Below are 25497 nucleotides of genomic sequence, written 5' to 3'. Positions count from 1 at the left end.
AGTTGAGCGTGCCGCCGCCAGCCGCCGCCGTGCCGAGGAGCCGTGCCGTGACCGACCCGCGGACCACCGTCATCGTCATCACCCGCAACCGCCGGGCCGACCTCCTGCACACCCTCGACCGGCTGGCCGAGCTGCCCGAGCGGCCGCCGGTCACCGTGGTCGACAACGCCTCCCGCGACGGCACCGCCGCGGCGGTCCGGGCCCATCCGCTGCCCGTACGGCTACTGGTCCTCGACCGCAACCTCGGCGCGGTCGGCCGCAACCTCGCCGCGCGCACCGCCACCACCCCGTACCTGGCATTCTGCGACGACGACTCGTGGTGGCACCCCGGTTCGCTGAGCGGTGCCGCCGATCTGCTGGACGCGCACGGCGGACTGGCGGCCGTCACCGCGCGGATCGTGGCGCATCCGCACCCGGACGGCCCGGAGCCGCCGGACCGCCCGCCGTACGAGGACCCGATCATCCGCGAACTGCGGAACTCGCCGATCCCGGGGCCGCCGTGGCTCCCGGGCCCGGCGCTGGGGTCGTTCCTGGCCGCGGCGACGGTGCTGCGCGCCGACGCGTTCCACACCGCGGGCGGCTTCTCGCCCCGGCTGGTGCTCGGCGGCGAGGAGGAGCTGCTCGCCGCGGACCTGGCGGCGGACGGCTGGTGGCTCGCCTACGCCGACGAGCTGACCGTCCACCACCGGGCGTCCCCGCACCGGGACGCCACCGAGCGCCGCCGCCGGGGCATCCGCAACACCCTGTGGTTCACCTGGCTGCGCCGCCCGCTGCCGGTGGCGCTGCGCCGGACGGCGTGGCTGGCGGCCCGCGTGCCGCGGGACGCCACCTCGGCCGCCGCGTTCGCCGACGCCGCCGCCGGACTGCCGTGGCTGGTGCGGGAGCGGCGGCGGCTGCCGGACGCGGTGGAGGCGCGGCTGCGGCTGCTGGAGGCGCCGCAGCGGGCGTCGACGGCGCGGTCTTACGAGGGGTGAGCCGCTGAGCGGTACGGCTGGTGTGCTCGCCTGGGGTCGTTCGTCATCGCCGCTGCTCCGCGTGGGCCGGGGCGCCGGTCCGTTCGCCGGCCGGCAGGTGGTCCAGGAGGCGGCGGAGCAGGGTGCCGTCCACGGGGGCGGTGGTGTGGGCGAGGGCGCGGGCGCGGCCGGCGTCCGAGAGGCACCAGTCGAGCCAGTGGTGGAAGTCCGCCGGCCGCAGGTCCTCGCCGCGCAGCACCGCCGGCCAGCCCAGTGCGGCGGCCTGCGCGCTGACCTTGGCGCCGCCGGCGACCGGGTCCACCGCGAGCGCGGGGGTGCCGGCCCGCAGGGCGAGCACCAGCCCGTGCAGCCGGGTGGTGACCACCGCGTCGAGGCGGGCGAGGACGGTGTGGAGTTCGTCCGGGGTGGCGGGCAGCCGCCAGTCGCGGCTGTCCAGCCGGGTGTCCAGGGCCAGCCGCGCCACCCCGGCCCGCACCAGCCAGGCGCCGAGCGTCCGGGACACCTCCGCGTGCCGCCGCCGCGCGCCGTACTCGTGCTGGCCGCCGGTGAGCACCACGCCCACCAGGGGCAGCGCGGGCGGTACCGGGGCCGACAGGCTCAGATCCGCCGCCGGCCGCCCGGCGCCGTCGCGCGGCAGGACGGTGTGGAAGCGGCGGACGGCGGAGTCGTCGGGGTCGGGCACCGACACCCCCACGGCGATGCGGCGGGCGGCCGGGAAGCGGTCGTGCAGGGCGAGCAGCGGGCTGCGGCCGCCGCCCGCCGGCTCGCGGGAGTGCACCGGGCCGCAGGCGAACACCAGGTGGGTGTAGCGGGCGGGGTCGAGGGCGTCGAGGTGGAGCGCGCCGGGCCGGAAGGCCGGGGACCAGGCCGTGTCGCAGGGCAGTCCGGCGGTGCGCAGCGCGTGCCCGACGACCTCGGCGGCGAGCGCGTCGCCGGCCGTGACCTCGCCGTCGAGGAAGCTGAACCAGCCGGTGAGCAGCACCCGGGGGGCGGTCATCGGGCCGGTTCCTTCCGTACGGGCGTCCGGTCCGGTTCCGGGAGCGCGTCGAGCGCGGCGAGCGCTTCGGACACGGTGATCCGCAGCAGCCGGGCGTCCGGCCGGTCGCCGTGCGCGTCACCCGGGCGCGGGCGGTCGTCGCCGTCCGGATGCCAGAGCACCCGGTGGCGGGCCGTGTGCGGCGGGCCCCACAGGCGCGGTGCGACCGGGCCGAACAGCACCACGGAGGGGGTGCCGAGGGCGGTGGCGAGGTGGGCGAGTCCGGTGTCCCCGACGAGGACCGCGCGGGCATGCGCCACCAGGGCGGCCAGGTCGGCGAACGGGACGTCGGCGGCGCCGCCGAGGACCGCCTCCGGGGACAGCCCCGCGCGCGCCGCGACCCACCGGGCCAGCGGCCCCTCGCCGGCCCCGGCGGTGATCACGACCCGGTGCCCGGCCCGGTGCAGCGCCCGGGCGACCGCCGCGAACCGCTCCGGTGGCCAGCGCCGCGCGGGGGCGTCGGCACCCGGGTGGACGACGAGCGCGCCGGGAACCGGGGAGGGCCGGTCCGGCGGCGCGATGCGCAGGTCGGCGGGGTCGGCGGCCAGGCCGTACCAGGTGAGCAGCCGGCACCAGCGGTCCCGTTCGTGTTCGTCGTCCCGCCAGGCCGGTCCGACGGGCGCGGGGGCGCCGGGGGACGCGTAGGCAAGGAGCCGGGCCGGCCGGAGCCGCTGGAGGACGCCCCGGCTCTCCGGGCCGTTGCCGTGCAGGTCCACGGCGAGGTCGGGTGGCGGGCCCGGCCAGTCGAGGCGCCGGGGGACCTCCCGGCCGGCGGCGCGGGTGGGCAGCAGCGCGTCCACGGCGCCGGTGGCCCGGGCGGCGTCGGCGAGCCGGCCGGGCGCGGCGAGGACGAGGCGGTGCCGGGGGTGGGCGGCGCGCAGCGCCCGGAGCGCGGGGACCGCCGCCAGCAGGTCCCCGAGCCCGAGCGCCCGCAGGACGAGGAGCCGCGGCGCGCCGCCGTCACCGGGCGGGATGCGGAGCTGCTGGGGGCGGTCCGGGGCCATGGGGCTGCCTCCTGGGCGCGTACGAGCACGGCGGGGGGCCGCGGGGGCGGCCGGTGGCGCGCGCCGCGGGGCGCGGCTCTCCCACTGTGGCCGCGGCCCGGTCCGCCCGCGACCGCACTGGACCGGCTGCCGCATCCGTGGCATTCCTGGAGGGAGGGGCGGGCCCCGGGACCGCCCCGCGACGAAAGGTGCGCGAGATGTCGGATGACGCCATGGGCGACGAGGTCTACCAGCCGGACCAGCAGGACGCCGAGGACGCGGCCCGCGGGCCGGACCCGGAGAACACGCTGGGCCAGGCCGATCCGGACCAGCTGCTCGACGCGGGCTACTCCCCCGCCGACGAGCCGTACGCGGCCGGCGAAGGCGTCACGGCCCGGGAGCAGCGGCGCGGCGAGAGCCTGGACGAGCGGCTGGCCGAGGAGGAGCCCGATACCGGCGCGGGCGGCGCGGCCCCCAGGCAGGCGGGCCCCGACGACGTCACCCCGGCGCCCGCCGAGGAGGACGCGGTGCGGGTGCGCGATGACACGCGCACGGACCGTGGCTGACCGGCACCGCCCCGGCCCGCTGTGAGCAAGCCCACGCGCCCGCCATCTGCCTTGTAGCGCAAGGCACATGGCGGGCGCGTGCGACGCGGCGTGAGCCACCCCACGCCGCGTCCGCTTTTCTCCGTATGAGGCGTTCTGTGAGGATGGGACACCGCTGAGCCCGCGAGGTTCCGTGGCAGTCGGCCCGGCCCGAGCCCAGCACCGCCAGCCCCCGGCACGGTCGCCGCACGCAGTCGTGCGCCGCGCGCCGGCCCCACCGCTCTGCGAGCCTGACGGGCTCCTCACAAGGTCTTGCCGCTGTGCCTTCTCCCGCCCTCGCCCCTGCCCGCATCCCCGGACAGGCGCCCCCGCCCGAGTCCGACACCCTCCCCTCCGAACCCACGCCCCCGTACGAACCCCCGGCCGCCGGCCCGGCGCCCCGCCGCACCCTGGCCGCCGCCCGGCTGCTGCTGACGCGGCGCAAGCCCGGGTCCGGCGGCCATGGCGAGGACCACGCCCCGTGGCGCTCGCTGCGCTACCGCAGCATGCGCTGGTGGTCGGTGGCCAACCTGCTGTCCAACGTCGGTACGTGGATGCAGCTCACGGTGCAGAACCTGCTGGTCCTCCAGCTGACGCACTCCGCCGCGGCCACCGGTCTCTCGCTGGCCGTGCAGGCGGGTCCCGGGCTGCTGATGGGCCTGATCGGCGGGGCCGCAGTGGACCGCTGGCCGCGCAAGCTCACCGCCGCGGTGAGCCAGGCGGTGCTCGGCCTGGTCGCCTTCACCACCGCGATCCTGCTCGCCACCGGGCAGCTGAACTACGGCATCCTGCTCGCGCTGGCCGGTGTCACCGGTCTGATCGCCACCATCGACGGTCCCGCGTGCGCCCTGCTGGGCAACGACCTGGTGCCGACCGCCGACGTACCGTCCGCGATCGCCGTCGGCTCGCTGGTGCACAGCGTCGGCCGGCTGGGCGGTACCGCACTGGCCGGTGTGGCGGTGGGCACCCTCGGCACCGGCGCGGCCTATGCCGCCAACGGCCTGTCCTTCCTCTTCGTCACGGCGGTGATCCCGTTCCTCCGCCCGGCGCCCGCGGCCCTGCGGGCACCGTCCGGCGCGCCCGAGCCGGCCGCGCCGCCGGCCGCCGCCCCGGAGCCCGAGGCCGGCGGCAGCGCCCGCGAAGGGCTGATGTTCTTCCTCCGCCGGCCGCGCCTGGTGGGCCTGGCGGTGATCACCGGACTGAGCGCCGTCTTCGGCCGGAACTACACCCTCACCCTCGCCGTCCTCGTCACCGGTCCGCTCGGCGCGGGCGCGGGCGCCTTCGGCACGGTCTCCACCGTGCTGGCCGCCGGCGGCATCCTCGGCGCGGTCGTCGCGGCCCGGCTGCGCAGCCCCTCGGTGACGCTGGTCGGCGGGCTGGCCGCGGCCGGCGCACTGCTCCAGGTCGTCGCCGGCGTCTCCCCGTCGCTGCTGGTCCTCCTGCTCCTGGTCCTGCCGATGTCGGTGGTCGAGTCGGTCTCCGACACCGCCGGTACGACGGTCCTGCAGACCGACCCGCCGCCGCATATGCGCGGCCGGGTGCTGGGTGTCTGGCGGACGCTGAGCACCGGCTGGGGGCTGGTGGGCCCGCCGCTGCTCGGTGTGCTGATGCAGGTGGTCGGCGCCCGGGGCGCCCTGGTGGCGGGCGGTCTGATCATCGCGGGCACGGTGCTGGCCGGGAAGCTGTTCGGCCCGGGCCGGCGCGCGGCCCGTGCGGCGGCCGCGGTCGCCTCCTGCCCGGCGTAGCGCGGCGCGGTACGCGACAGAGGCCGGGGCCCTCCCGGTGGGTCCCGGTGGCCCACCGGGAGGGCCCCGCCGGTCCCGAAGAGCCCCGACCGGCCTCCTGCGACACCATGGGACGGAAGGCCACCGGCACCACCCGGGACGCTCCCGGCACCCCCGCCGGACCGGCCCCGCCGGCGCACCCTTACCCGCCGGGCGACGGGGTACCCGAAGAACTCCATGGAAAGCCGGTGAATCCAAGGAGGTCAGCCATGCAACTCCCGCTCCTGCGTCCTGTTGTCGAGAGGGCGGGCCCCTGGGCAACGGTCTACACCGAGATCCCGCACACCACCGAGGACGCGGCGAAGCAGCAGGAACTGATCGCGGAGGCCACCGGCGCCAAGCTGCTGGCACTCGGCGCGGACGAGGCCACCTCCGCCGCCCTGCGGGACGCGCTCGCGGCGCCGCGGCGGCGCGCCGGCGAGGCCCGGGGCAGCCACGCGCTGTTCGCCACCGAGGGCCGGGTCGTGCTCGACGTCCCGCTGCCGGAGCCGCCGCCCGCGCCCCTGGTCGACTGGGGCCCGGTCCCCCGCATCACCCCGCTCCTGGCGGCCGTGGGGCAGCGGCCGCTGTGCCTGGTGGTCCGCCTGGACCGCCGCGGCGCCGACTTCTCGGTCACCGACGGCCACGCGAGCCATGAGGCCGGCGAGGTCGAGGGCGCCGACTGGCCGCTGCACCGCACCGCCTCGGCCGACTGGTCCGAGACCCACTTCCAGGCCAAGGTCGAGAACACCTGGGAACGCAACGCCCAGGAGATCGCGGACGCCGTCGCCGACGCGTACGAGCGGTGCGGCGCCGAGGCCGTCCTGCTCGTCGGCGACATCCGCGAACGGCGCGCGGTGCACGACCGGCTCCCGGAGCGGCTGCGGGACGTCACACACGAGAGCGCACACGGCGGGCGGGCCGAGGGCGCCGACACCGATCTCGTCGAACGGGACGTCGCCGAGGTGTGCGCGGGCCACGAGCAGGACCGCGTCACCGCGGCGACCGCGCGCTTCCGCACCGGCGCCGACCCGGTGGGCAAGCCCGCCGCGAACACCGCGGCCGGCATCCCGGCCCTGGTCGAGGCCGCGCGCGAGCACCGTATCGACACCCTGCTGGTCGATCCGCGGGGCCCGGACGCCGGACGCGAGATCTGGGTGGGCTCCCGCAGCGATCAACTGGGCGTGCGCGCCGCGGAGTTGACGTACCTGGGCGAACCGCATCCGGCCGCCGCGCGGGCCGACGACGCGCTGATCCGTTCGGCGGCGGCGACCGGCGCGGACATCGTGGTCGTCCCGGACCCGGAGCAGGCCCCGGCCGGCGGTCTCGGCGCCATCCTCCGCGGCTCGGGCGAGCCCGGCGGTCCGGGCTGAGGGCGAACGAGCGCAGCGAAGCGCCCGAGCGGTGGCCCACTCGGGCGCTTCAGGTGCGGGGTCAGGGCTTCAGGGGTTGGCCCGCCGCCCCCGGAGGGTGTCCTTCCCCCGCTCGGCCGCCTGCGCGGCCTTGCCCTTGATCTTCTCGGCCTTGCCCTTCGCCTCCAGGCTCTTGTTTCCGGTGGCCTTGCCGGTGGTTTCCTTGGTCTTGCCGGTGAGGGTCCTGCTGACGTTCTTGGCCTTCTTGCCGATGCCCATGGCGCACTCCTTGCGCGGCCTGGCGGAAGAAATATCTGGGTGAATTGTCTCACTTGTACGCTTCGGTGCCCACTGTCCCGGAGCTGCTGACGACGATCGCGGGCCGCCGGCTCGATCGTCCGCGCGCCTCACATCACGGCATCGGTGCGCAGCGGGCCGGCGGTGACGTGGAGGGTGCGGATCCGCCCGCTGCCGTCGAGGCGGTACAGGTGCATGAACGGAGCCCGTACGACGGTGTCCGGGTCGGTCTTCTTCGCCATGGTGGCCTCTCCGCGCAGGAAGAGGACCCCGTCGGGCGCGTCCCAGCACTCCAGCACGGTGTGCTCGATGTGCAGCGGTTCGTCGATCGTGACGAAGAACGCTTTGATGGCCTCGGCACCCACCACGCGGGCGGTGCCGAAGAACATCTCGGTGTCGTCGGTCATCCGGGCGAAGCCCTCGCCGAAATCGAGGGCGTCGATCTCGCGCATGAGCTGCCCGACCCATCCCGGCACGGCGGCGGGCGCGGCACATTGCGTCACCGTTCTTCTCCTTTTCCTCGGGTCCTGCGGACTCGCCGCCGGATCAGGCGGCGACGGAACGGGCCGCGACGAAGGCGTCGATCGCGGCGTTGACCTCGTCCGGGTTCTCCCGCGCGGCCAGGTGGCCGGTGCGCGGCAGCACGCGGAAGGTGCTGCCCTCGATGGCGTCGGCCATCCTCCGCACCGCGTGCACGGGGAACTGGCTGTCCTCCTCGCCGGCGACGATCAGGACAGGGATGCCGGCGGGGATGGTGGACAGCAGCCGGTGCTCGTCCCGGCGCCCGATGAGGATGCTGCGAAGCGCCCACGCCACGGACTTGGGGTCGTTGTCCAGCACGACGTCGAGGTACTTCAGGAACTCGGGGTTCCCGGCCTCGGCGGTCGGCCCGGCGAACGCCGCGCGCGCGGCCCTGAGGGCCAGTCGCGGCATGCGCGCCTGCACGGCGAGGTAGCCGGCCAGTCCGGTCGCCCAGACGCTCTCGAACGCCGTGGGCAGCGAGGCGGTGCAGTTGATGCCGACGGCGGCGGCGGTGCGCTCGGGGTGGTACGCGGGGAAGACCCCGGCCAGCATGCCGCCCCAGCTGTTGCCCACCAGCACGCACCTGTCGATGCCGAGCGCGTCCAGGACCTCGACCAGCGCGTCGGCGCACTCCTTGAGGTCGATGATCCGCCGGAGCGCGTCGGACCTGCCGTGTCCGGGGCTGTCGACGAGCACCACGCGGTGCGTGGGGGCGAAGTGCTCGTACTGGAAGCGCCACATGGTGCCGTCCATCATCAGGCTCGGCCAGAAGACCATGGCCGGACCGTCGGTTCGACCGCCCACCCGGACATTGATCAGCCCGAGGGATGTCGGTATCAGCTTCTCGGTGGTGCCGTTGAGCCAGTCCGTCCGTGACATGGTCACTCCTCACCCGAGGGTCGACTAGAGCTTGCTACTGGTAGCGTACTCCTACTAGTAGCAAACACAGACTACTTGTCGCCGTCCGCCGGGAGCGGCTGCAAATCAGCCGCTTCGATGGACTGGTGGCAGTGGCTGCAGGCGAGATAGGGCTCCGTCTCGCTTCCGCAGGAGGTGTGCAGCAGGGGCCGCGCGGGCACCGCCTCGCCGTCGGCGAGGTTCTCCGCCCAGCGGGTGACCGCCACGATGGCCGGCACCACCAACTCCCGCGCCCCCTCGGTCAGGTGGTACTCGTACCAGGGCTTGTCCTCCCGGTACGCGTGCTTCTCCAGCAGGCCCAGCTCGGTGAGGTGGTTCAGCCGCGCGGTGAGCATCGTCGCCGAGATTCCCAGGCCCCGCTTGAGTTCGCCGAACCGGTGGACGCCGAAGAAGACCTCGCGCAGGATCTGGTAGTTCCAGCGCTCCGAGACCGCCGCCAGGAACGCTTGACCGTGCCGGAAGACAACCGGCCGTGCTTTCTCCGCCACAGGGACCCCTCTGGTATGAATCCAAAACTAGTAGCAACATGATACCGAGGGGAGGCGCCGTGCGGAGTGGGCCCGGTGGATCGGGCGGCGCCGGGCTCGGCAGGTCATTCCGCCGGGGGCAGCAGCGTCCCCAGCGGCCCGAGGTCCAGATTCAGGTCCGCCAGCGACAGGCCGTATTCCGCGCAGAGTTCGCTCATCCGGGAGTGCAGCAGCATCAGCGTGCTGCCCAGCCGCTCCTCCTGCTCCTCGGTGAGGTCGCCGGCGTCCACCCGCTGGAGCGCCTGGCGCTCCATGAGCTGCCGCAGCAGCTCGACGAGGGTGAGCACGAGCCGGATCAGATCCCGTTCGACGGTGTCGGGCCCGGTGGTGATCCGGTGCGGCGCCCCCCGGGAACGGCCCGCGCGCGCCTGCCGGATCTCGTACGGGGCGGCCGGCAGCAGCCGGAACGCGCGGGCCGCGGCATCGGCCACCTCGGCGAACCGGTCGCCGGCGGCGCCCCCGTCACCGGTCATGGCCCCGGTCCGCGGGCGCGGGCGGAGGCTGCCACGGGGACGGGTTCTGCGCGCTGATGGAGACGATCAGCGCCCGCAGCGAGATCCGCACCAGATCGATATCGGCGATCGACAGCACCAGATCGCCGCTGAGCACCACGCCCCCGCTGAGCAGCCGGTCCAGCAGGTCGATCAGCGCGACCTGCCGCTCGGGAAGCGTGCCCCGGGGTGCGGCCGGAGGCCCGCCGGGCGGTACGGCCGGAGGCCCGCCGGGCGCCGTCACGGCCCGCTCCCGCGCGCGGCGGTCTCCGGCGCCGCGGTGAAGGAGTACGGCGCCCACGGGCCGGTCACCTCGACGCGGATACCGGGCAGCCCCTCGGCGGCCCGCTCGACCTCGGTGCGGAACTGCTCGGCGCGGCGCACCGGGACGAGGTACGCGTCGTTGACCACGTTCTCGCCGCTGCCGCCGGCCAGCGCGCCTTCCTGGGGCCGGTGCCGGGCCCGCTCGACGGCGTACCCGCGGGCCGCCGCCGACACCCGCTCGGCGGCCTCCTCGGCGCCGCGGTAGGCGTCGTCGCGGGCGTTCCGCGCCGCCCGCCGGTGCCGGAGGTAGTCCCGCCCGGACCCGGCGAACGGCTCCGCCGGACCCCCGTCGTGCTCCGCCTCCGCCGCGTCCACGTAGATCTTGACCCCCCACTCCAGCAGGCCGTCCAGTTCGGACAGGCGGCGGGCGAAGGCTTCCAGCCGCGCGCCGAGCATCGCTCGCACTCGGTCGTCGTTGAGATAGACCGTCGCCAGCCGGAGCGGCAGGACGGTGGTGCGGCCGGCGAGCCGCTCGATGACCCGGTGGTGGGCCCTGGCCACCGCCTCCAGCCAGTCCAGGTCCTCCAGATGCGTGCGCAGCGCGGCCTCGTCGAAGTCGTCGGCCGGTACGGAACCGGCCGCGACCACGACATCGCCGCGGCGTTCGGCGCGCACCAGGCGCACCGGCGCACCGGCCACCCCGGGGACGCCGGCCAGCGCCTCCTCCAGGGTGCCGTCGGCGTCCCGGGCCACCCCGTAGGCGTAGGTCACCTCGCTCATGGCTCCCGCTCCTCGCGGTGGCGCGGCGGGGCGTCGCCGCCTTCCGTGCGTGCCCTGTCACCGGTGCGTTGCCTGTCATCGGTGCGTGCCCTGTCGTCCGTGCGGCCGGGGCGTTCCGGGCGTTCGGCGGGCGGGAGTTCCGCGCCGCCGCGCAGTTCCTCGATCTCGGCGCGCAGGCGCTTGTTCTCGTCGGCCAGCGACCGGTAGCCGTCCGAGGCGTGCGAGGAGAGCGACGGGTCGTGCTCCCACCAGTCGATGCCCATCTCCTTCGCCTTGTCCACGGACGCCACGATCAACCGCAGTTTGATGGTGAGCAGTTCGATGTCGAGCAGGTTCACGCGGATGTCGCCGGCGATGACGATGCCCTTGTCCAGGACGCGTTCGAGGATGTCGGCGAGGTTGGCCGACGAGCCGTGGCCGTACGGGTCCGCGCGGGACGGGAGATTGCCCAGCCCCCTGGCTACGGGTTCGCTCACGGCGGTCCCTCCTCACCCGGCCGGTGCGGTGCGCCGTCCCGGCCGGTGCGTACGGGGGCGGGTCCGGCCGGTGCCGCGGCCCCCGGGTCAGGTGAGCGTGCCACCGCGGTGCGCCCTGATCTCCGCGAGCCGGTCGAGGAGTTCGTCCTCGCGCCGGTCGAAGGTCTCCTCGTCGATCTGGCCGGTGAGCAGGGCCTGTTCCAGCTCGGCGAGTTCGCGCTCGACCGGCCGGGGGTCGTAGCACTCGTCCTCCGCGGCCTGTACCAGCCGCTCCACGACCCAGGCCACCCCGCGCACCGGCGCCAGCGGCAGCGTCGCGATCTGCGTCAGCAGGCCCATGTCCACCCTCCTGTGACGGTGTTCGTTGCGGATGGTCAGACGAAGCTGTAAACGGGCAGCGGACCGTGCAGCCGGACGTCGAAACCCTCGCCCAATTCCTCCGCGAGCTGTTTCTCCGCGGCGAGGAATTGCTGCTCACTGCCCCGTTCCACGAGGAACGAGACGTTGAGGAAATCGTCGCCCACCGCCTGGGCCAGATGCTCCTGGCGGGCGAACCGGCGGAGCGCGGCCACGATGTCCGCGGTCAGCTGGTCCTGGCGGGTACGGACTTCCTTGACGACCAGTTCACCGAGAGCCAGCGGCAATTCCGGGCTGCTGCTGCCGCTCCTGATCTCGTCGTTGAGCCGCCGCGCCTCATCCGAATCGTTCAGGATCTGACGCAGCAGGCTCTCCTCCTCCTGACCCACCTTGAGGTTGTATTCCACGCAGTTCTCCACCGCCGCCAATTGAGCGGTCAGCGCGTCCGCGCGGTCCTCCAGCACGGACCGGACGGCGTCGTCGTCGGCGGCGGTGAAACCGAAGCGCATCGGCAGCACGGCGCCGTCGGCCATCAGCCGTTCCTGCACGGTCTGGTGGGCGGCGATATCCCGCCGCTTGGGCCGCGGTTCCGCGGGGGAATCGCTGACCACGGCGGACAGTGAACCGCCGCGCACCGTACGGAGTTCCGCGGGCGGGTCGCCGATACCGGTCACGCCGTCCAGGCGCTGCGGATGACCGGCCGGGACAATGGAATAGACATACACCGTCATGGGTCATTCCTTCCGGTGGCGGACCGGCCGCCGCACCGATCGCTCCCGCTTGCTCTCGACGGGCTCCTTCTCGCCCTCGTCCGCCTCGTCCTCCTCGTCTCCGCTCCGGCTCTCCTCGCGTCCGCCGCCGCCCCTGAGGGCATCGCCGACCGCTTCCGCCGCCCCCGCCAGGGCGCCTTTGGCCTTGCCCTTCGAACCGCCCTCGGTGACTTCGCCCATCACGTCCGGGAGTTGTGCGGGCGCCTTGCGTCCGGATTCCAGATCCAGGCGGTTGCACGCCTCCGCGAAACGCAGATACGTATCGACGCTGGCGACGACGATCCGGGCGTCCACCTTGACGATTTCGATACCGACCAGCGAGACCCGGGCGAACACATCGATGACCAGTCCGCGGTCGAGGATCAGGTCCAGTACGTCGTAGAGGTTTCCCGAGCCTCCTCCCCCGGCATTCCGGGCCAGGGCTCCTTCACTCTGCGGCACCACAGTCATGGTGCCTCCTCTCACCGCCGGCCCGGCTGACGGGCCGGCCTTCTCGTACGCCACCCGGAAACGGAAAGCGGCTAAGCCCGCTTGTCGATCTGACCGCGGGTGTACCGGCGAATGCGTTCGTATGCCACGAGTTCGCCTTCCTCGTCCAGCGTCACGCGGTAGCTCGCCATGACGCTGGTCGTCGGGGGGATGCGCTCCATCTCCAGCACTTCCACGTCCGCCTGCCAGCCGTCCGAGGTCGGCGTGACCGCGGAAACGGATTCGGGAGCGCGGCCCAGCAGTTCCTGGAGTTGCTCGGCGGCGTTCCGCATGGCCGCCCGCGCGGAAACGCGACCGGTGCGGCCCTTTTCGCCAGCGCCCATATCTCTCTCCGCGATCGAAGACGTTACGTCCTCCGCGCCACGCCACGTGCAAGGGGCGCCCCTCCATGGTATGGCACCGCGTTCCGGGCTCACCTTCTCCACACGGCCCGGCCGCGCGGGCCCGCGATCAGCGCTCTTCCTCTTCGCCCTCCTCTTCTTCCTCTTCCTCTTCCCCCTCCTCCTCGTCCTCCGGCTCTTCCTCCGATTCCTCCTCTTCGCCCTCCTCTTCGCCCGCTTCCTCTTCCAGGCCCTCCTCGTGGGTGAGGACCACCTCGCCGTCGTGTATCTCCCCGCGCCAGCCCTCCGGCTCCTCGTCGGAAAGGCTCACATAGCGCTGGAAGTGCTTGAGGTCGAGCCGGAGCCGGCGCCCCTGCGCGTGCCAGATATTGCCGACCTTCTCGAAAAGCCCCGTGGCGTAGTACTCGACGACCAGGACGATCCGCGTCAGATCGGAGGTCACCTCGTGGAAGGTGACGATGCCCCGCGTCGTGCCCTTGGCGCCCTCGGAGGTCCACATGATGCGTTCATCGGGCACCTGTTCCTGCACGGTCGCGGCCCAGCCGCGCGTCGAGGGGCCGACCTTGACCTTCCAGTTGCTGCTCACCTCATCGCCGGCCGAGACGCTGCGGACACCCTTGGTGAAACTGCTGAATTTCTCGAACTGCGTCCAGTGGTTGTAGACCGTACGCACCGGCAGCCCGACGTCGATGACCTCGATGATGTTGGTGACCTTGCGGTCCCCCGACGCGCTCTTTCCGCCGCCGAAGCTTTCCTTGACCTTCTCCAGCACATTTCCCCCGGCGCCCTTCACCGCCCCGCCCAACGCCTTCGTCAGGGGTGAGCCGCCGCCGAGCAGCGCGGACCCGACCTGGGAGAGCGAGCCGCCGTTCTCGGTCACGTCGGAGAGCTGTCCGGCGACGTCGCTGAGCTTGCCCCCGGCCCGTTCGGCCAGGTTGCCGGCCCAGGCCGTCATGAATTCGCCGAATTCGTCCCGCAGTCGATCGAGTTCCGATCCGATGTCTTCCTGTGCGAGCTTGGCCATGATCGCCTACCTCCGACGCCCCTCGCGCGGCGATGCCTTTTCGGCGCTCTTCCGGGAGCCGGGCGCCGCTTTCTTCCGCGCCGCGGCCTTCTTGGCGGGCGCGGACCGCCCTGCCGTCTCCTTCCCGGCCGCCTTCTTCCCGGCCGGCTTCCGCTCGGCCGCTTTCCGTGCCGCCGGTTTCCGTTCGGCCGGCTTCCTGGGCGCCGTCTTCTTCTCCGCCGCCTTCCTCGCCGTCGTGCCCTTCCGCTCACCGGACGACTCCGCCTCGGACGACTCGTCCCGCGACCGGGCCGTTTCCTCCTCGGCCGACTCATCCTCCGACGGCCCGCCCTCGGACTCTTCCTCGTCCCCGGAGGTTTCCTCGTCCCCGGACGATTCCTCGCCCTCGGTGAGCCGGCGCGTCCGCTCGTGCAGGGAATCGGCGAGCGATGCCACGCCCCGGTGGGCGGCGGTCGTGACGGCTTGCCGCCCGGCGGTCATGACCTCGCCCCGCAGCTGCTCCCCCAGCTCCGCGACCTGCGGGATATCGCCGAGCTTGCGGGCCCCGTCCCGTACGAGGTGCCGGGGATCGAGCCCGAATTGGCGGCCGCCGAGGTACGACGCCAGGCTCAGCGCGAAGCGCGCCTTCTTCGTCCGGCCCAGCACATAACCACCGGCCAACGCGGCGGCCACCAGGGCCTTGGTCGCATCTTCCATGGGTGTGTCACCTTCCCTGGACATGCCGCGCGGCCCGTGCGGGGGCCGTGCTGACCACCGCCGGGGGTTTCCGCGCCATATCTCCAGAGTGGCCCCGCAAGCCCGCGTTCGCCGGACATCAAGCGGCCAGACACCAAGGCGTCCAGGCATGCGCGCATCAGCCACCCACGAAGCCAGGCAGTCAAACGGCCAGGCATCCAGGCACCCGGCCCCCCAGGCACCCACCCACCAGGCATTCCACGGACCGGACTCCCCCGTACCCCCATCAACATTTTGTCTATGATCCGCGCGTCCCCGTCATCCTGCCCGGAGCCAGACATGTCCACGCCCCCGTCCGCCGCCGACCCCAGACCGCACCCCTTGCACGTGCTGCGCGCCACCGCGTTCTCCATCGGCGCCCTGCTCATCCTGGTCGGGGTCGGCGTCCTGCTGCACCAGCCGCTGCTGATCCCGCCGCTGGCGGCCAGCGCGGCGCTGGTGCACGGCGCGCCCCGGCTGCCGCTCTCCCAGCCCCGCAACCTGGTCGGCGGCCAGCTGCTCTCCGCGCTCATCGGCTACGGCACCCTGGCGCTGACCGGAAGTACCGCCTGGGGCGCGGCGATCGCCGCCGGTGTCTCCATGGGCGCGATGATGCTCACCCACCTCTCGCACTCCCCGGCCGTCGCCACCGCCGTGATCGTCGTGCTCCAGGCCCCGCACGCGGCGACCTTCCTCCTGCTGCTGGCGCTGGCCTCCGTTCTGCTGGTGGCGCTCGGCCTGCTGCCGGGCCGCATCGGCGGCCACCCCGTCCGCTACCCCGTCGCCTGGTAACGGCATCGCCTGATAACCCAACCGCCTGGTAACGGCCCGCCGCCCCGCCTCACATGGCCGGCCGCCAGTCAACGTCCTTACGGGACGTGAGGGCATCCGCGGCCCCCTCCACGCCGAGCGGCTGGGGCATCGGATAGCGCGTGCGGATCTTCCGCAGCTCCCGGTGCGTGCGGAGCAGACTGGCGAAATCGCGCGGGTACGCGGCGGCGTCCACCCCGGTCAGCACGCCGACCTTGCGGGCCCGGGCGGCCGTCCGGCGCCAGTCCTCCGCACCGGCCAGGCCGATGGATTCGGTGCCGTGGTTGAACAGCAGCACCCGGATCTCGTCGTACGGCGCGGTGGAGTCCAGGTAGTCCGCCAGACCGGCCCGGCAGGACTCGGTGCCGAAGACCGCCCAGTACGGCACCGAGCCGGTGCGGAGCGCCTGCCAGGGGTCGAGCAGCAGGAACGACTCGACCAGGAGGCGGTCGGCCGGGACGTTCCGCCGCTCGTACCAGGCGCGGTAGAGGTCGGCGACGGCCGGGCTGAGTGCCTGGGGCGCGGGGAACCGCAGCACGTCCAGGCCGATGCCGTGCTGCCCGGCGAAGGCCGACAGGTCGTCGAGCAGCTCCGGCCGGAAGCCCCATTCCGCCTCGGGGCTCTCGCCGTCGGGGGCCGGCGGGTCCCAGCGGCGGGCGGCCGATCCGTAGCGGGAGAGCAGATCGGCGACGCGGGGGCTGCCTTGGTGGTACTCCTCGGGGGTGGCGTCGCCGAGCGCGCCGAACTGGAACAGATACCGTTCGCCGATCGCGGTGGTGGGCCAGCGCAGCCCGCAGTCGACGGCGACGATCCGGCCGCCGGGCGCGAGGTGGTCGCGGACGAAGCGGCGGTACGCGGCCGGCAGCCGGGACCACTTGAGCCGGAAGTACGTCATCTCGGCGATCATCAGCCGGTCCTGGTTGGGGTCGTGCATATGGTGCAGCACCAAGTCGGGGTTGGCGTCGAGCAGCGCCCGGCCCGCGTCGCGGACGGCGGCGAGGTCGCCGCGCGGATCGTCCGGTGCGACGCCGTGCCGGCGGACCGGGACCAGGAGAGTCTGCGGAAGCCAGGCGGCGTCGAGGGCCGCGGCCAGATGGACCAGCGCGCCGTTGGCCGAGCCGATGAAGATCACCGGGTAGCGCCGGCGCGGGTAGTGGCCGGTGACCCAGTCGGCCAGCGCGTCCGCGCGCACCTGCCCCGCCGTGCGCGGCGGGATGGCGCTGGCCCAGCCGCTCGCCGCGTACGCCCGGTCCTGGACGGCGGTCGGCAGCCGGTTGGCGGCGCCGAGCAGGGCGGACGCCGGACCGTCGAGAGCGGCGGGGGCCCGGCCGAGGGCGGGCACGTCCCGGCCCGCGTGGAAGCGGGCCAGCGCGCGCAGCATTCCGGTGGCCGAGTCGAACGAGGCCACCGCCCTGGACGCCTTCACACCGGCCCCCCTTCCGCGCCGTCCCCGGAATGCGCGAGGCCGTGCCGTGCCAGGAACGCGGCGACGGTCTCGGCCAGTTCCCGCGGCCGCCGGTAGGGCACCATGTGGCCGGAATCCGGTACGACGGCCAGCCGCCCCCGTGGCAGCAGCCGGGCCGCCTCCTCCGCCCACTCCTGGGGCACCATCCGGTCCCGGGCGCCCCGGACCACCAGCGCCGGCCGGTCGACGTACGGAAGCTTGTCCTCGATCCGGTCGCGCAGGCTCTCGCCGAACGCTCCGATCACGCGGCGGGTGCCGGCGTCGCGGTAGTCGGCGAGGTTGAGCGGGGCCATCGACAGCCGCTCGTGCGGGGAGTTGCGGAGCCAGCGGAGCAGTTGCCGCCCGAAGCCGCGGGCGGCCGGATCGACGGTCGGTCCCACCAGCACCAGCCCGGCCACGCGCTCCGGATGCCGCACGGCGGCGTCCACGACGACCTGGCAGCCGAACGACCCGCCGAGCAGCACCACCCGCTCCAGACCGGCGGCGGCGAGCCACTCGGCGACCGTATCGGCCAGCGCCCGCAGCACCGGCGGCCCCGGCGGTCTGCCGCTGGCACCGAACCCGGGCAGGTCCACGGCCCAGGCGTCATGCCCCCGCCGCCCCAGCTCGCCGAGGAACGGCTGGAACTCCCGGCTGGAGACCCCGGCACCGTGGACGCACACCACCGCCGGCGGCCGGCCGGGGCTGCGCCAGGCCACCACCGGCTCGTCCCGCACCGGCACCGTGATCCGCTGCGTCGTTGCGCTCCGCTGCATACGTCATCCCTACCCGCGTTCCCGGTCCGTCGCCTGCCGCGTTCCCGCCGCGGGCGCAGTCCACTCAGGCGGCGGGCCCGCGGCGGACGCGGTGCAATGGGGTACGCGCCCCACCTCGGCGGCCGCTCCCGTCCCCGCCCAGGTCACAGCCCCGGTGACCACCCGAGTGGCGGAGCGCCGATGGTCCGGTCGGGTGCCCCGGGATTCCATGGAGAAGGCGGGCGGAGCCAGGCAAGCGTGCCGTCCTGGCCGCCCCAGCGGGGCCGCGCACCGGCGTGACCGACAGGTCGCGTGGCGGCGCGGCCGCGTCACCGCGGCAGTGGGCAACCACCCGCGGTGGACCGGACCGGCACGCGCGGTGAGAGGGGTGAGCCGATGTACGAGATGCATCCGGGCCCGGCGGCGACCGGCACCAGCGAGCTGGTGTGGCACATCATGGCGGACGTCCCGGCACGCCTCACGCTGTGCGGCCGGCAGCTGCCGCCACCTGGGTCCAGCCGCTCATCCCACGCCGAGGAGCCGACCGAGAGCCACTGCTCCCCCTGCATGACCGCCTTCCGCGACATCGTGCAGACCCCCAGCGGCCTGAGCCGGACCCAACCGGGCTCCGGCACCTGAGCGGTCGGCGCGTTCGGATCGACGCGCATCGCCCTGGGGCGGGACCCGAAGGCCCCGCCCGCCCCCGCGATGACCGGTACAAGAGGGCATTTGGCGAGGGAAAACGCAACGTCGACATGTACCGCACAGGCCGCTATCTTCACCTGGTCTTCGGCAATCGCCCACGGCCGCACAGGAGTTCCTCCAGCCTGAGCCCTCCGCAACGGGATGGGTTGGTCACGCCTCACAACTCCTGGCCGCCCTGCGCAAGCCATCGAAACGGGTCCACACCAGGCACCCCAACCAGGAAGAGACGCATGCCCCGTCTTGCGCTGTACACCTTCGGCGTCCTGAAGTCACCTCTCGCCGATCCCGCACCTCTCATCCGCGAGTTCTACGACCTCGGCGAGGCCGTCTACCGGGAGATCAGCCGGCACCCCGGATACCTCGCGCACGCCGAACCGGCGGAGGGTGACCGGGGCTCGCACTTCGACTTGGACTGGGGCGCGTGGGGGGAGTTCGCCGTACCGGCCTGGTACGGCAAGGGCCGGACGGCGGATACCACCGCCCTGGCCGCGACCCTCTCACTCTGGACCGGTCTGCGCCCCGCCTTCGAGGCCATCTACACCGGCCTGCACCGTACGGCGCTGAACCGGCGCCACGACTGGTTCGAGCGGGCCGAACACCCGAGTTACGTGTTCTGGTGGGCCTCCGACGACGCGATACCCACCTGGCAGGACGCGGTTTCCAGGCTGGAACACCTCCGCGACCACGACGCCACGCCGCACGCCTTCACATTCCACCACTCGTTCGCCCCGGACGGCACCCCGACCAGGGTCCAAGGCATCGGGCCCAAGCGCGAGCGGGTTGGCTGACCAGGCCCGAAGGACGTACGGAGCCGGCCCCTAAGCCGCCTGGAGCTCCCGCACCGCGGCCTTCGACTGGCTGACCCGGAACAGGGCGGCGGCCAGGCGGGCGTGGTCCTCGGCCGGCACCAGGCCGCCGAGGCCCTCGGGGGTGTGCGGGAGGCCCAGTTCCTTGGCGGTGTCGCAGGTCCGGCGGTCGAAGAACGGGCCGAACTCGGGCCAGACCGCCTGGACCTCGCGGCAGAAGATGCCCGCGCCGACCGGGCCGATCCTGGGGACGTCCCGCAGGAGTCCGGTCAGCCGGTCCCGGTCGCCGCCGGCCTCCTCGCGCATCCGCCGCAGATCGCCGTGCCAGCGTTCCAGCACCAGGCCGGCGCCCTTGCCGAGGGCGGTCGCGGTGCTCTCGTCGTAGCGGACGTAGTGGGCGCGGCCCAGCGCGTCCACACGGTCCTGCCAGGACGAGTCGGCCATCGCGCGCGGGGTGCGGAAGCCGGCCGCGAACAGCTCCCGCGCGGCGTCGGTGGCGATATCGGCCTTGATGCGGACCGAGCACAGCACCGTGAGGACCAGCAGCTGGTACAGCGGTGCGGGCTTGTCGCGCAGGGTGATACCGGCCTCGTCGGCGTAGGTCCGGCCGTGTGCGTCGAGCAGTTCCGCGACCTGTTCGTGCTGCTTGCCGGTCTGCTTGCCGGTCTGCTTGCCGGTGGTCATGGCACACCTCGCAATGCGCAGTGTCGGGCGGGATTCCGGTGGCGGTGGCCGCGGGCGGCGTCACTCGCGCAGGGCGGCCAGGCGCCGGCGGGCGGGCCCGAGCGAGCGGCCGCGGGGGCGGCTGCCGCGCCAGGGGTCGTTCTTGAGCAGCTGCTCGGCGGTGGCCAGCGTCCAGCGCTGCGGCGTCAGCTCGGGGTCGTCCACGTCGTCCCAGGTCAGCGGCGCGGCGAGGGGTGCGCCGGGGCGGGCGCGGACGGCGTAGGGGGTGACGGCGGTCTGGGCGTAGGCGTTGCGCTGGATGTCGAGGTAGAGGCGGCCGCGGCGGGCCGGTTTGCTCTGCTCGGTGGTGAGGTGGTCGGGGTGGCGCGCGGCCAGGATCCGCGCGGCGTCGCGGGCGAAGGACCGGACGCCGTCGAAGCTTTCCCGGCGGTCCAGCGGCACCAGGACGTGCAGGCCGCGGGACCCGGTGGTCATGACCTGGGACGGCAGGCCGAGGCCGTCGAGCAGATCGTGGAGCCGGCGGGCGGCGTCGCGTACGGCGGTGAAGTCGCGGCCCGGTGGGTCGAGGTCGAAGACCAGCAGGTCGGGGTGGTGGGGCCGGTCGGCGCGGGAGAGGAAGCGGTGCGGGGTGAGGCAGCCCTGGCCGGTGAGGTAGAGCAGGGTCGCGGTGTCGTCGCACAGGGCGTACGTGACGGTGCCGTCCTCCTTGGGGAGTTCGGCGCGGTGGATCCAGTCGGGGAAGTGGTCGGGGACGTCCTTCTGCATGAAGCCGGGGTCGCCGATGCCGTCGGGGTGGCGTTCCAGCATCAGCGGACGGCCGCGCAACTGCGTGAGGATGCGGCGGGCGACCGTCCGGTAATAAGCGGCCAGGTCGGCCTTGGTGATGCCGTCGTCGGGGAACAGCACCTTGTCCGGCCGGGCGAGTTCGACGGTGCGGCCGGACGCGTGGAGGGTGCGGCTGGTGCTCATCGGGGCCTCCCCGGGGTCCGGGCCGTCCGGGCGCGGTGGGCGGGGCCGGGCGTGGGGCGCGTCATGCTCCTCCCTCGGTGGGCGGGTCGGTGGCGGGTCCGGTCGCCGTGACGGGGGCCAGGGCGCGGGCCACGGCGTCCGGAAGCAGGCGTTCGAGGTGCGGCAGCACGCGGGGGGCCGCGGCGGCGACGGCGATGGCGGTGGCGACGCCCGCCCAGGCGACCGGCCCCAGCGGGCGGCAGCCGAAGAGGCGGCTGATACCGGGGGTTTCGATCAGGGCGGCCAGTACGACGGCCGAGCCGAGGACGGTGCCCAGGACGAGGGGGCTGCGCCGGCGGCCGGCCAGGGTCTGGGTGAGCTGGGCGCCCACCACGCCGCACAGCGCCATGGTGCTGGTGCGCCGGGCGGAGCCAGGAGTGAGCGTGCCGATCAGCCAGGCCGTGGCGGCGCCGAGCGCGGTGACCACGCCGCGGCGGCGGATCTGGCAGGCGAGTGGTTCCTCCAGGGCGGCCAGGCCCGCCCGCGGTGTCGCGGCCTCCTCACCGCCGGCCTGGGCGTCGTCCCTGGGGGTGACCGCGACGGCCATCGCCGGGAACATATCGGTGAGCAGGTTGACCAGCAGGATCTGCCGGGTGGACATCGGGGCGGCGCCGGAGAGCAGGGTGCCCAGGACGGAGAAGCCGATCTCGCCGGCGTTGCCGCCGATCAGGATCGAGATCGCGTCCGCCACGCTGCGCCACAGCGCGCGGCCCTCGGCGACGGCGTCGGTCAGCGCGGTCATCCGGTCGCCGGTGAGGACGAGGTCGGCGGCGTTGCGGGCGGCCGCCGAGCCACGGGCGGCGATGCCGACGCCGATGTCGGCGGCGCGGATCGCGGCGGCGTCGTTGGCGCCGTCCCCGACCATCGCCACCACCCGGCCGGCCTCCCGCAGCGCCTCGATGACCTGCACCTTCTGCTCGGGCGCGACCCGGGCGACGACATCGCAGTCGCGCAGCCGGCGGGCCCGTCCCGCCTGGTCGAGGGCGGCGAGTTCGTCCCCGGTGGCGATCTCGGCGTCTTCCGGCCAGCCCATACGGGTGGCCACCGCGCAGGCCGTCGCCGAGTGGTCGCCGGTGAGCATGACGGGCCGTACGCCGGCCCGCCGCAGCCCGGCCACCAGCTCGGCGGAGCCGGCCCGCGGCGAGTCGGCCAGCGCCACGAATCCGGCGAGTTCGAGCCGGTCCAGCGGCTGGTCGAGCGGGTCGCCGGCCGCCTCGTCCTCCTGGTCCGTACGGCGGGTGGCGACGGCGAGGACCCGCAGCCCCTCGTCGGCGAGCGCGGTCGCGGCGGCGGCCGCCTCGTCCCCGGCGCCGGCGCAGGCGGGGAGGACGACCTCGGGCGCGCCCTTGACGACCAGCCACCGCGCGCCGCCGGTCTCGCGCCCGGTGGCGGCCGCGTAGCTGCGGCTGGCCTCGAAGGGCAGGCTGCCGGCGCGCTCCCAGTCGGGGTCGTCGGGGGCGGCGGTGAGGACGGCCTCGTCGGTGGAGTGGGCGTGCGCTGCCGCGCCGTCGGCCGGCGGCGGGCAGGCGCGGGCGGCCGGCCGGAGCACGGGCTCCGCTTCGGGCGTGCCCGCGTCGTGCAGCTGCCCGCCGGCGGTGGCGATCCGGATCACCCGCAGCCGGTTCTCGGTCAGCGTGCCGGTCTTGTCGAAGCAGACGGTGTCCATCCGGCCCAGCGCCTCCAGGGTGCGCGGGGTGCGGACCAGGACGCCCTGGCGGCTGAGGCGGCGGGCCGCCGCCATCTGCGCGACGGTGGCGACCAGCGGCAGCCCCTCGGGCACCGCGGCCACCGCCACCGCGAGTCCGCCGCGCACGGCCTGGCGCACCGGGCGGCCGCGGAGCAGCGCGAGCCCGGCGACGGCGGCGCCGCCGAGCAGGGTGAACGGCAGGCTGCGGTTGGTCAGTTCGCGCAGCCGGGCCTGGACGCCGGGCGCGGGCGGGGTGCGGGCGGCCAGGTGCGCGGCGCGGCCGGCCTCGGTGCCGTCGCCGGTGCCGACGACGGCGGCCCGGGCCTGCCCCGCCACCACGGTGGTGCCTTCGAAGAGCATGCACCGCCGGTCGGCGACGGGGGCCTCGGGCGTCGCGGCCAGCTGCTTGGCGGTGGGCAGCGACTCGCCGGTCAGCGCGGACTCGTCCACCTCCAGGTCGTCGAGTTCGAGCAGCCGGGCGTCGGCGGGCACCACCTCGCCGGTGCGCACCTCGATGACCTGGCCGGGCGCGAGGTGGTCGGCGTCGACGGTACGGGTCCGGTCGCCGTCGACCACCCGGGCCGTACGCCGCTGCCGTATCTCCAGGGCGGACAGGGCGCGTTCGGCGCGCAGCCGCTGGACGCCGCCGATCAGCGCGTTCATCCCCAGCGCGCCGGTGACCAGCAGCGCGTCCACGACCGACCCCAGCAGGGCGGACGCGAGCGCGCCGACCAGCAGGACCGGCGTCAGCGGGTCGTCCAGCTCCGAACGGACCGCGCGGGCCAGCTGGAAGGCCGGCCGTACGGGCGCGAACACCGGGAGCCCCGCGATCCACCGGGCCGCCTCCGCGGCCTCGTCCCGGCCGGGCAGCGCGCCCGGGGCCCGCGCGGTGGCCCGGAGGCGCGCCAGGGCCTGCTGGGGCGACAGGGCGTGCCACGGGACCCGGGGCGGCGGGTGCGGGGCGCTGCGGACGCTGACCCGCAGCGCGGCCCGCCATCCGGAGACCAGGGACGCACCGGCGGCGGCGTGGACGGGCGAGAGGCGGAGGCCGGTGGAGAGGGTGCCGGCGGTGCGCCGGCCCCGGGTGATGACCAGCAGCCCGGACAGCGCGGCACCGGCCTCGGCGAAGGTCTTGGCGTGCCGGGCGACGGTGCGCGCGGCCGGGATCGCGGCCAGCAGCCGCCAGGCGGGCTCCAGCCCGCGCGGGACGAGGACATCGGCGCCCCATACCACCGCGCTGCGGTCGTCGGTCACCGCGACGGCGAGATCGCCGCGCAGCAGCCCGTCGAGCACTTCCCGGCCGGCGTCGCTCAGCTCCCCGCCGGGCGCCGGGACCCGGGCCAGGGTGAGCACGACCCGCCCCTCCCCCTGGAGTTCCCGCACCACCTCCGCCAACGGCCGTTCCGCGCCCACCCGTTGATCGGCGAGCGCCCCGAAGTCGCCCAGCGTGCCGTCGTCCGCCACCACCACGTGGAGTCCGGCGCGGCGGGCCGCGTCCAGGGCGGCCTCGGCGAGCGGATCGATCTCCCGGCCCACCAGGACCGTGCCCACGTCCCGGTCCCCGGAGGACGCGACCATCAGCCCCGTCCCGGGGTCGTCCTGGCCGGACGCCGGGCCCTCCTGGTCGGGGACCGGGCGCAGGGTCACGCCGGGCTCGGCGCCGGCCGGGTCCAGGGCGTCGGCCGCCGCCTGCCACAGCCGGTCGTGGTCCCACTCCGGGTCGCTGGGGTGGACCCGGAGGACCGTACGGGCCGTGCCGCGCAGGGAGTCCGGGTGCAGCACCACGGTGTCGACGAGTTCCAGCCGGCGCAGCCGCTCCAGATTGCGGACCAGGACGCCTTCGCGGGCCAGCTCGGTGCCGAGCGCCGCGGTGAACGCGGCCGGCCCGTAGCGCACGGCCTTGGGATTGCCGGCGACCAGCGCCTCGGCCGCCTCGGCGAGATCGCGGGCCACCAGGGCGGCCGAGGCGGCGCCGAGCAGCCCGCCGGCCACCGCCTGCGCCGCGTACTCCTCGCTGGGCAGCGGCCGCAGCGCGGGCCGGGCGGTCGGCTCGCCGGCCAGGCTCAGGCGGCCGGGCCCGCACACGGTGTCCTGCGCGGCGTCGAACGCGGCGGCACCGGCGATGGCCTCCAGCAGCCGACCGGTACGCAGCACCGCGTCCAGCGCCAGCGCGCCGGGCGAGCGGCCGAAGCCGTACGAAGCGGCGCCGGCCGCGGCCAGCAGCAGATCGCAGCCGGGGTCACCGAGCCGCTTGCGGAGCGCCGCGGCGATACCGGGGTCCTCCCGCAGCAGCCCGGTGGCGGCGGTGAGCAGCCGGGGGGCGTGCTTCAGGCGGAGGGTGCGGGCGCCCACCGCGGTGGCCAGGCCGACCGCGTCGCAGGCCAGGCCCAGTGCCTGGGCGCGGACCCCGCCGATGTGGTCCGGGTGGCCGGTCTCCAGGACGTCGTCGTCGGCGCGCTCCAGCCGGTGGGCGCCGGCGAGTTCGCCGGCGCCCTCGATGACCCGGTCGGCCACCGCGTCCTTGGTCATCTGCACCACGAGCCGGGCCAGTCCGCCGTCCCAGTACGCGGTGACGACATCGGGCCGCTGGGCCAGTCCGGCCGCGACCTTGCGTGCCGCGGCCTCCGCGCTCCGCGCCCGTCCGCCGGCTCCGGGCCCGGGCCGCAGCGGCAGCTGCACCCGGGTGCCGGCCTGCCAGTAGCCCTTGCCCGTCTCGGCGGCGTTGCGCGAGACGTGGCCCACCAGCCGCGCCGTGGTGGCGGCGGCCGCCGCGGTGTGCGCGGTGCCGCGCAGCCCGGCGCCGGCCGCGCCCGCCGCGAGCCGGGTGAGGGTGCGGGCGGTCGGCAGCGCCCGGCGCGCGGCGGCGGCCGGCGCCCCCAGGGCGAGGCCGAGCCCCGCGCCCGGTATGCGGGTCAGGTGTCGCACCACCATGGTTC

The 25497-nt window shown here is 74.9% G+C and carries 28 protein-coding genes; 7 read left to right on the top strand and 21 right to left on the bottom strand.

The features are described 5' to 3' along the window. Positions 1–47: 47 nt before the first annotated feature. A complete protein-coding gene (locus ADL22_RS23535) occupies positions 48–974 on the top strand; it encodes a glycosyltransferase family 2 protein (RefSeq protein WP_066983220.1) in 927 nt (308 codons plus the stop codon). Between the two features lie 43 nt (positions 975–1017). On the opposite strand, the gene ADL22_RS23530 is transcribed toward ADL22_RS23535, so the two are convergent. After that, a complete protein-coding gene (locus ADL22_RS23530) occupies positions 1018–1971 on the bottom strand; it encodes a polysaccharide pyruvyl transferase family protein (RefSeq protein WP_066983217.1) in 954 nt (317 codons plus the stop codon). Continuing rightward, positions 1968–3014 carry a glycosyltransferase family 9 protein gene (locus ADL22_RS23525; protein WP_066983214.1) on the bottom strand — a complete coding sequence of 349 codons (1047 nt, stop codon included), beginning with the start codon at positions 3012–3014 and terminating at the stop codon, positions 1968–1970. The genes ADL22_RS23530 and ADL22_RS23525 overlap by 4 nt, the downstream gene beginning before the upstream one ends. A gap of 197 nt (positions 3015–3211) precedes the next feature. On the opposite strand from ADL22_RS23525, the gene ADL22_RS23520 reads away from it, so the two are divergent. The 3 genes from ADL22_RS23520 to ADL22_RS23510 all read left to right on the top strand — a co-directional run bounded on the left by ADL22_RS23520 (position 3212) and on the right by ADL22_RS23510 (position 6713). Next, a complete protein-coding gene (locus ADL22_RS23520) occupies positions 3212–3559 on the top strand; it encodes a hypothetical protein (RefSeq protein WP_066983211.1) in 348 nt (115 codons plus the stop codon). A 443-nt stretch (positions 3560–4002) separates the two neighbouring features. Next, positions 4003–5322, top strand: a complete 1320-nt coding sequence (locus tag ADL22_RS23515; RefSeq protein ID WP_234430836.1) for an MFS transporter — start codon at positions 4003–4005, stop codon at positions 5320–5322. 248 nt (positions 5323–5570) lie between these two features. Next, entirely contained in the window at positions 5571–6713 is a 1143-nt protein-coding gene (locus ADL22_RS23510; protein WP_066983209.1) for a Vms1/Ankzf1 family peptidyl-tRNA hydrolase, read from the top strand. Positions 6714–6782: 69 nt separating this feature from the next. On the opposite strand, the gene ADL22_RS23505 is transcribed toward ADL22_RS23510, so the two are convergent. The 14 genes from ADL22_RS23505 to ADL22_RS23440 all read right to left on the bottom strand — a co-directional run bounded on the left by ADL22_RS23505 (position 6783) and on the right by ADL22_RS23440 (position 14644). Further along, complete coding sequence (locus ADL22_RS23505; RefSeq protein ID WP_066983206.1) at positions 6783–6971, bottom strand: CsbD family protein; 189 nt, start codon at positions 6969–6971, stop codon at positions 6783–6785. A gap of 128 nt (positions 6972–7099) precedes the next feature. Next, positions 7100–7492: a hypothetical protein gene (locus tag ADL22_RS23500; RefSeq protein WP_066983203.1), complete on the bottom strand. Its 393-nt coding sequence runs from the start codon at positions 7490–7492 to the stop codon at positions 7100–7102. 43 nt (positions 7493–7535) lie between these two features. Continuing rightward, positions 7536–8390: an alpha/beta fold hydrolase gene (locus ADL22_RS23495; RefSeq protein ID WP_066983201.1), complete on the bottom strand. Its 855-nt coding sequence runs from the start codon at positions 8388–8390 to the stop codon at positions 7536–7538. A 71-nt stretch (positions 8391–8461) separates the two neighbouring features. After that, positions 8462–8917 (bottom strand): winged helix-turn-helix transcriptional regulator, encoded by a 456-nt coding sequence (locus tag ADL22_RS23490; protein ID WP_066983199.1) that lies wholly within the window; start codon positions 8915–8917, stop codon positions 8462–8464. Between the two features lie 104 nt (positions 8918–9021). Continuing rightward, a complete protein-coding gene (locus ADL22_RS23485; protein ID WP_066983196.1) occupies positions 9022–9429 on the bottom strand; it encodes a gas vesicle protein K in 408 nt (135 codons plus the stop codon). After that, positions 9419–9691 carry a gas vesicle protein gene (locus ADL22_RS23480; RefSeq protein ID WP_066983422.1) on the bottom strand — a complete coding sequence of 91 codons (273 nt, stop codon included), beginning with the start codon at positions 9689–9691 and terminating at the stop codon, positions 9419–9421. Before ADL22_RS23480 ends, ADL22_RS23485 begins: the two co-directional genes overlap by 11 nt. Continuing rightward, the gene (locus ADL22_RS23475; RefSeq protein ID WP_066983193.1) at positions 9688–10491 is read right to left on the bottom strand and encodes a GvpL/GvpF family gas vesicle protein; all 804 of its coding nucleotides are present in this window, start codon (positions 10489–10491) and stop codon (positions 9688–9690) included. Before ADL22_RS23475 ends, ADL22_RS23480 begins: the two co-directional genes overlap by 4 nt. After that, a complete protein-coding gene (locus ADL22_RS23470) occupies positions 10488–10967 on the bottom strand; it encodes a gas vesicle protein (protein WP_199836361.1) in 480 nt (159 codons plus the stop codon). The genes ADL22_RS23475 and ADL22_RS23470 overlap by 4 nt, the downstream gene beginning before the upstream one ends. 87 nt (positions 10968–11054) lie before the next feature. Continuing rightward, positions 11055–11306: a gas vesicle protein GvpG gene (locus ADL22_RS23465; RefSeq protein ID WP_066983190.1), complete on the bottom strand. Its 252-nt coding sequence runs from the start codon at positions 11304–11306 to the stop codon at positions 11055–11057. A 35-nt stretch (positions 11307–11341) separates the two neighbouring features. Further along, the gene (locus ADL22_RS23460) at positions 11342–12055 is read right to left on the bottom strand and encodes a GvpL/GvpF family gas vesicle protein (protein ID WP_066983187.1); all 714 of its coding nucleotides are present in this window, start codon (positions 12053–12055) and stop codon (positions 11342–11344) included. A gap of 3 nt (positions 12056–12058) precedes the next feature. After that, the gene (gene gvpJ, locus ADL22_RS23455) at positions 12059–12544 is read right to left on the bottom strand and encodes a gas vesicle protein GvpJ (RefSeq protein WP_066983184.1); all 486 of its coding nucleotides are present in this window, start codon (positions 12542–12544) and stop codon (positions 12059–12061) included. A gap of 71 nt (positions 12545–12615) precedes the next feature. Next, a complete protein-coding gene (locus ADL22_RS23450; protein WP_066983179.1) occupies positions 12616–12906 on the bottom strand; it encodes a gas vesicle protein in 291 nt (96 codons plus the stop codon). A 127-nt stretch (positions 12907–13033) separates the two neighbouring features. After that, positions 13034–13948 carry an SRPBCC family protein gene (locus ADL22_RS23445; protein WP_066983176.1) on the bottom strand — a complete coding sequence of 305 codons (915 nt, stop codon included), beginning with the start codon at positions 13946–13948 and terminating at the stop codon, positions 13034–13036. A gap of 6 nt (positions 13949–13954) precedes the next feature. Next, the gene (locus ADL22_RS23440) at positions 13955–14644 is read right to left on the bottom strand and encodes a hypothetical protein (protein WP_066983172.1); all 690 of its coding nucleotides are present in this window, start codon (positions 14642–14644) and stop codon (positions 13955–13957) included. A gap of 318 nt (positions 14645–14962) precedes the next feature. Between ADL22_RS23440 and ADL22_RS23435 the strand changes: the two genes are divergently transcribed. Next, complete coding sequence (locus ADL22_RS23435) at positions 14963–15454, top strand: HPP family protein (RefSeq protein ID WP_066983168.1); 492 nt, start codon at positions 14963–14965, stop codon at positions 15452–15454. Between the two features lie 49 nt (positions 15455–15503). Here ADL22_RS23435 and ADL22_RS23430 read toward each other — a convergent pair whose 3' ends face one another. Beyond that, on the bottom strand, positions 15504–16898 hold the full coding sequence (locus ADL22_RS23430; protein WP_066983165.1) for a hypothetical protein: 1395 nt from the start codon (positions 16896–16898) through the stop codon (positions 15504–15506). Next, positions 16895–17692, bottom strand: coding sequence for an alpha/beta fold hydrolase (locus ADL22_RS23425; RefSeq protein ID WP_079064369.1), 798 nt, complete (start codon positions 17690–17692; stop codon positions 16895–16897). Before ADL22_RS23425 ends, ADL22_RS23430 begins: the two co-directional genes overlap by 4 nt. A 375-nt stretch (positions 17693–18067) precedes the next feature. Between ADL22_RS23425 and ADL22_RS23420 the strand changes: the two genes are divergently transcribed. Further along, positions 18068–18310, top strand: coding sequence for a hypothetical protein (locus tag ADL22_RS23420; protein WP_066983162.1), 243 nt, complete (start codon positions 18068–18070; stop codon positions 18308–18310). Between the two features lie 296 nt (positions 18311–18606). Next, the gene (locus tag ADL22_RS23415) at positions 18607–19164 is read left to right on the top strand and encodes a DUF3291 domain-containing protein (RefSeq protein WP_066983159.1); all 558 of its coding nucleotides are present in this window, start codon (positions 18607–18609) and stop codon (positions 19162–19164) included. A 30-nt stretch (positions 19165–19194) separates the two neighbouring features. Here ADL22_RS23415 and ADL22_RS23410 read toward each other — a convergent pair whose 3' ends face one another. The 3 genes from ADL22_RS23410 to ADL22_RS23400 all read right to left on the bottom strand — a co-directional run bounded on the left by ADL22_RS23410 (position 19195) and on the right by ADL22_RS23400 (position 25492). Further along, positions 19195–19866: an endonuclease gene (locus ADL22_RS23410; protein ID WP_066983156.1), complete on the bottom strand. Its 672-nt coding sequence runs from the start codon at positions 19864–19866 to the stop codon at positions 19195–19197. 60 nt (positions 19867–19926) lie between these two features. Continuing rightward, positions 19927–20835, bottom strand: coding sequence for a non-homologous end-joining DNA ligase (gene ligD / locus ADL22_RS23405; protein WP_066983153.1), 909 nt, complete (start codon positions 20833–20835; stop codon positions 19927–19929). A 61-nt stretch (positions 20836–20896) separates the two neighbouring features. Beyond that, on the bottom strand, positions 20897–25492 hold the full coding sequence (locus tag ADL22_RS23400) for a cation-translocating P-type ATPase (RefSeq protein ID WP_066983150.1): 4596 nt from the start codon (positions 25490–25492) through the stop codon (positions 20897–20899). Between the last annotated feature and the right edge of the window lie 5 nt (positions 25493–25497).

The organism is Streptomyces sp. NRRL F-4489 (genome assembly GCF_001509485.1).
In the GTDB taxonomy this organism is placed as follows: Bacteria; Actinomycetota; Actinomycetes; order Streptomycetales; family Streptomycetaceae; genus Streptomyces.
The sequence above is the reverse complement of the archived record's forward strand: the minus strand, read 5'-3'. Positions and strand labels throughout refer to the sequence as shown.

Bases quoted from the DNA above. Each gene is read 5' to 3' on its own strand.
- ADL22_RS23435 (WP_066983168.1), top strand. From the start codon at position 14,963: ATGTCCACGCCCCCGTCCGCCGCCGACCCCAGACCGCACCCCTTGCAC.
- ADL22_RS23485 (WP_066983196.1), bottom strand. From the start codon at position 9,429: ATGACCGGTGACGGGGGCGCCGCCGGCGACCGGTTCGCCGAGGTGGCC.
- ADL22_RS23425 (WP_079064369.1), bottom strand. From the start codon at position 17,692: ATGCAGCGGAGCGCAACGACGCAGCGGATCACGGTGCCGGTGCGGGAC.
- ADL22_RS23525 (WP_066983214.1), bottom strand. From the start codon at position 3,014: ATGGCCCCGGACCGCCCCCAGCAGCTCCGCATCCCGCCCGGTGACGGC.
- ADL22_RS23510 (WP_066983209.1), top strand. From the start codon at position 5,571: ATGCAACTCCCGCTCCTGCGTCCTGTTGTCGAGAGGGCGGGCCCCTGG.
- ADL22_RS23450 (WP_066983179.1), bottom strand. From the start codon at position 12,906: ATGGGCGCTGGCGAAAAGGGCCGCACCGGTCGCGTTTCCGCGCGGGCG.
- ADL22_RS23410 (WP_066983156.1), bottom strand. From the start codon at position 19,866: ATGACCACCGGCAAGCAGACCGGCAAGCAGACCGGCAAGCAGCACGAA.
- ADL22_RS23475 (WP_066983193.1), bottom strand. From the start codon at position 10,491: ATGAGCGAGGTGACCTACGCCTACGGGGTGGCCCGGGACGCCGACGGC.
- ADL22_RS23440 (WP_066983172.1), bottom strand. From the start codon at position 14,644: ATGGAAGATGCGACCAAGGCCCTGGTGGCCGCCGCGTTGGCCGGTGGT.
- ADL22_RS23495 (WP_066983201.1), bottom strand. From the start codon at position 8,390: ATGTCACGGACGGACTGGCTCAACGGCACCACCGAGAAGCTGATACCG.
- ligD (WP_066983153.1), bottom strand. From the start codon at position 20,835: ATGAGCACCAGCCGCACCCTCCACGCGTCCGGCCGCACCGTCGAACTC.
- ADL22_RS23505 (WP_066983206.1), bottom strand. From the start codon at position 6,971: ATGGGCATCGGCAAGAAGGCCAAGAACGTCAGCAGGACCCTCACCGGC.
- ADL22_RS23400 (WP_066983150.1), bottom strand. From the start codon at position 25,492: ATGGTGGTGCGACACCTGACCCGCATACCGGGCGCGGGGCTCGGCCTC.
- ADL22_RS23415 (WP_066983159.1), top strand. From the start codon at position 18,607: ATGCCCCGTCTTGCGCTGTACACCTTCGGCGTCCTGAAGTCACCTCTC.
- ADL22_RS23530 (WP_066983217.1), bottom strand. From the start codon at position 1,971: ATGACCGCCCCCCGGGTGCTGCTCACCGGCTGGTTCAGCTTCCTCGAC.
- ADL22_RS23520 (WP_066983211.1), top strand. From the start codon at position 3,212: ATGTCGGATGACGCCATGGGCGACGAGGTCTACCAGCCGGACCAGCAG.
- ADL22_RS23465 (WP_066983190.1), bottom strand. From the start codon at position 11,306: ATGGGCCTGCTGACGCAGATCGCGACGCTGCCGCTGGCGCCGGTGCGC.
- ADL22_RS23460 (WP_066983187.1), bottom strand. From the start codon at position 12,055: ATGACGGTGTATGTCTATTCCATTGTCCCGGCCGGTCATCCGCAGCGC.
- ADL22_RS23445 (WP_066983176.1), bottom strand. From the start codon at position 13,948: ATGGCCAAGCTCGCACAGGAAGACATCGGATCGGAACTCGATCGACTG.
- gvpJ (WP_066983184.1), bottom strand. From the start codon at position 12,544: ATGACTGTGGTGCCGCAGAGTGAAGGAGCCCTGGCCCGGAATGCCGGG.
- ADL22_RS23420 (WP_066983162.1), top strand. From the start codon at position 18,068: ATGTACGAGATGCATCCGGGCCCGGCGGCGACCGGCACCAGCGAGCTG.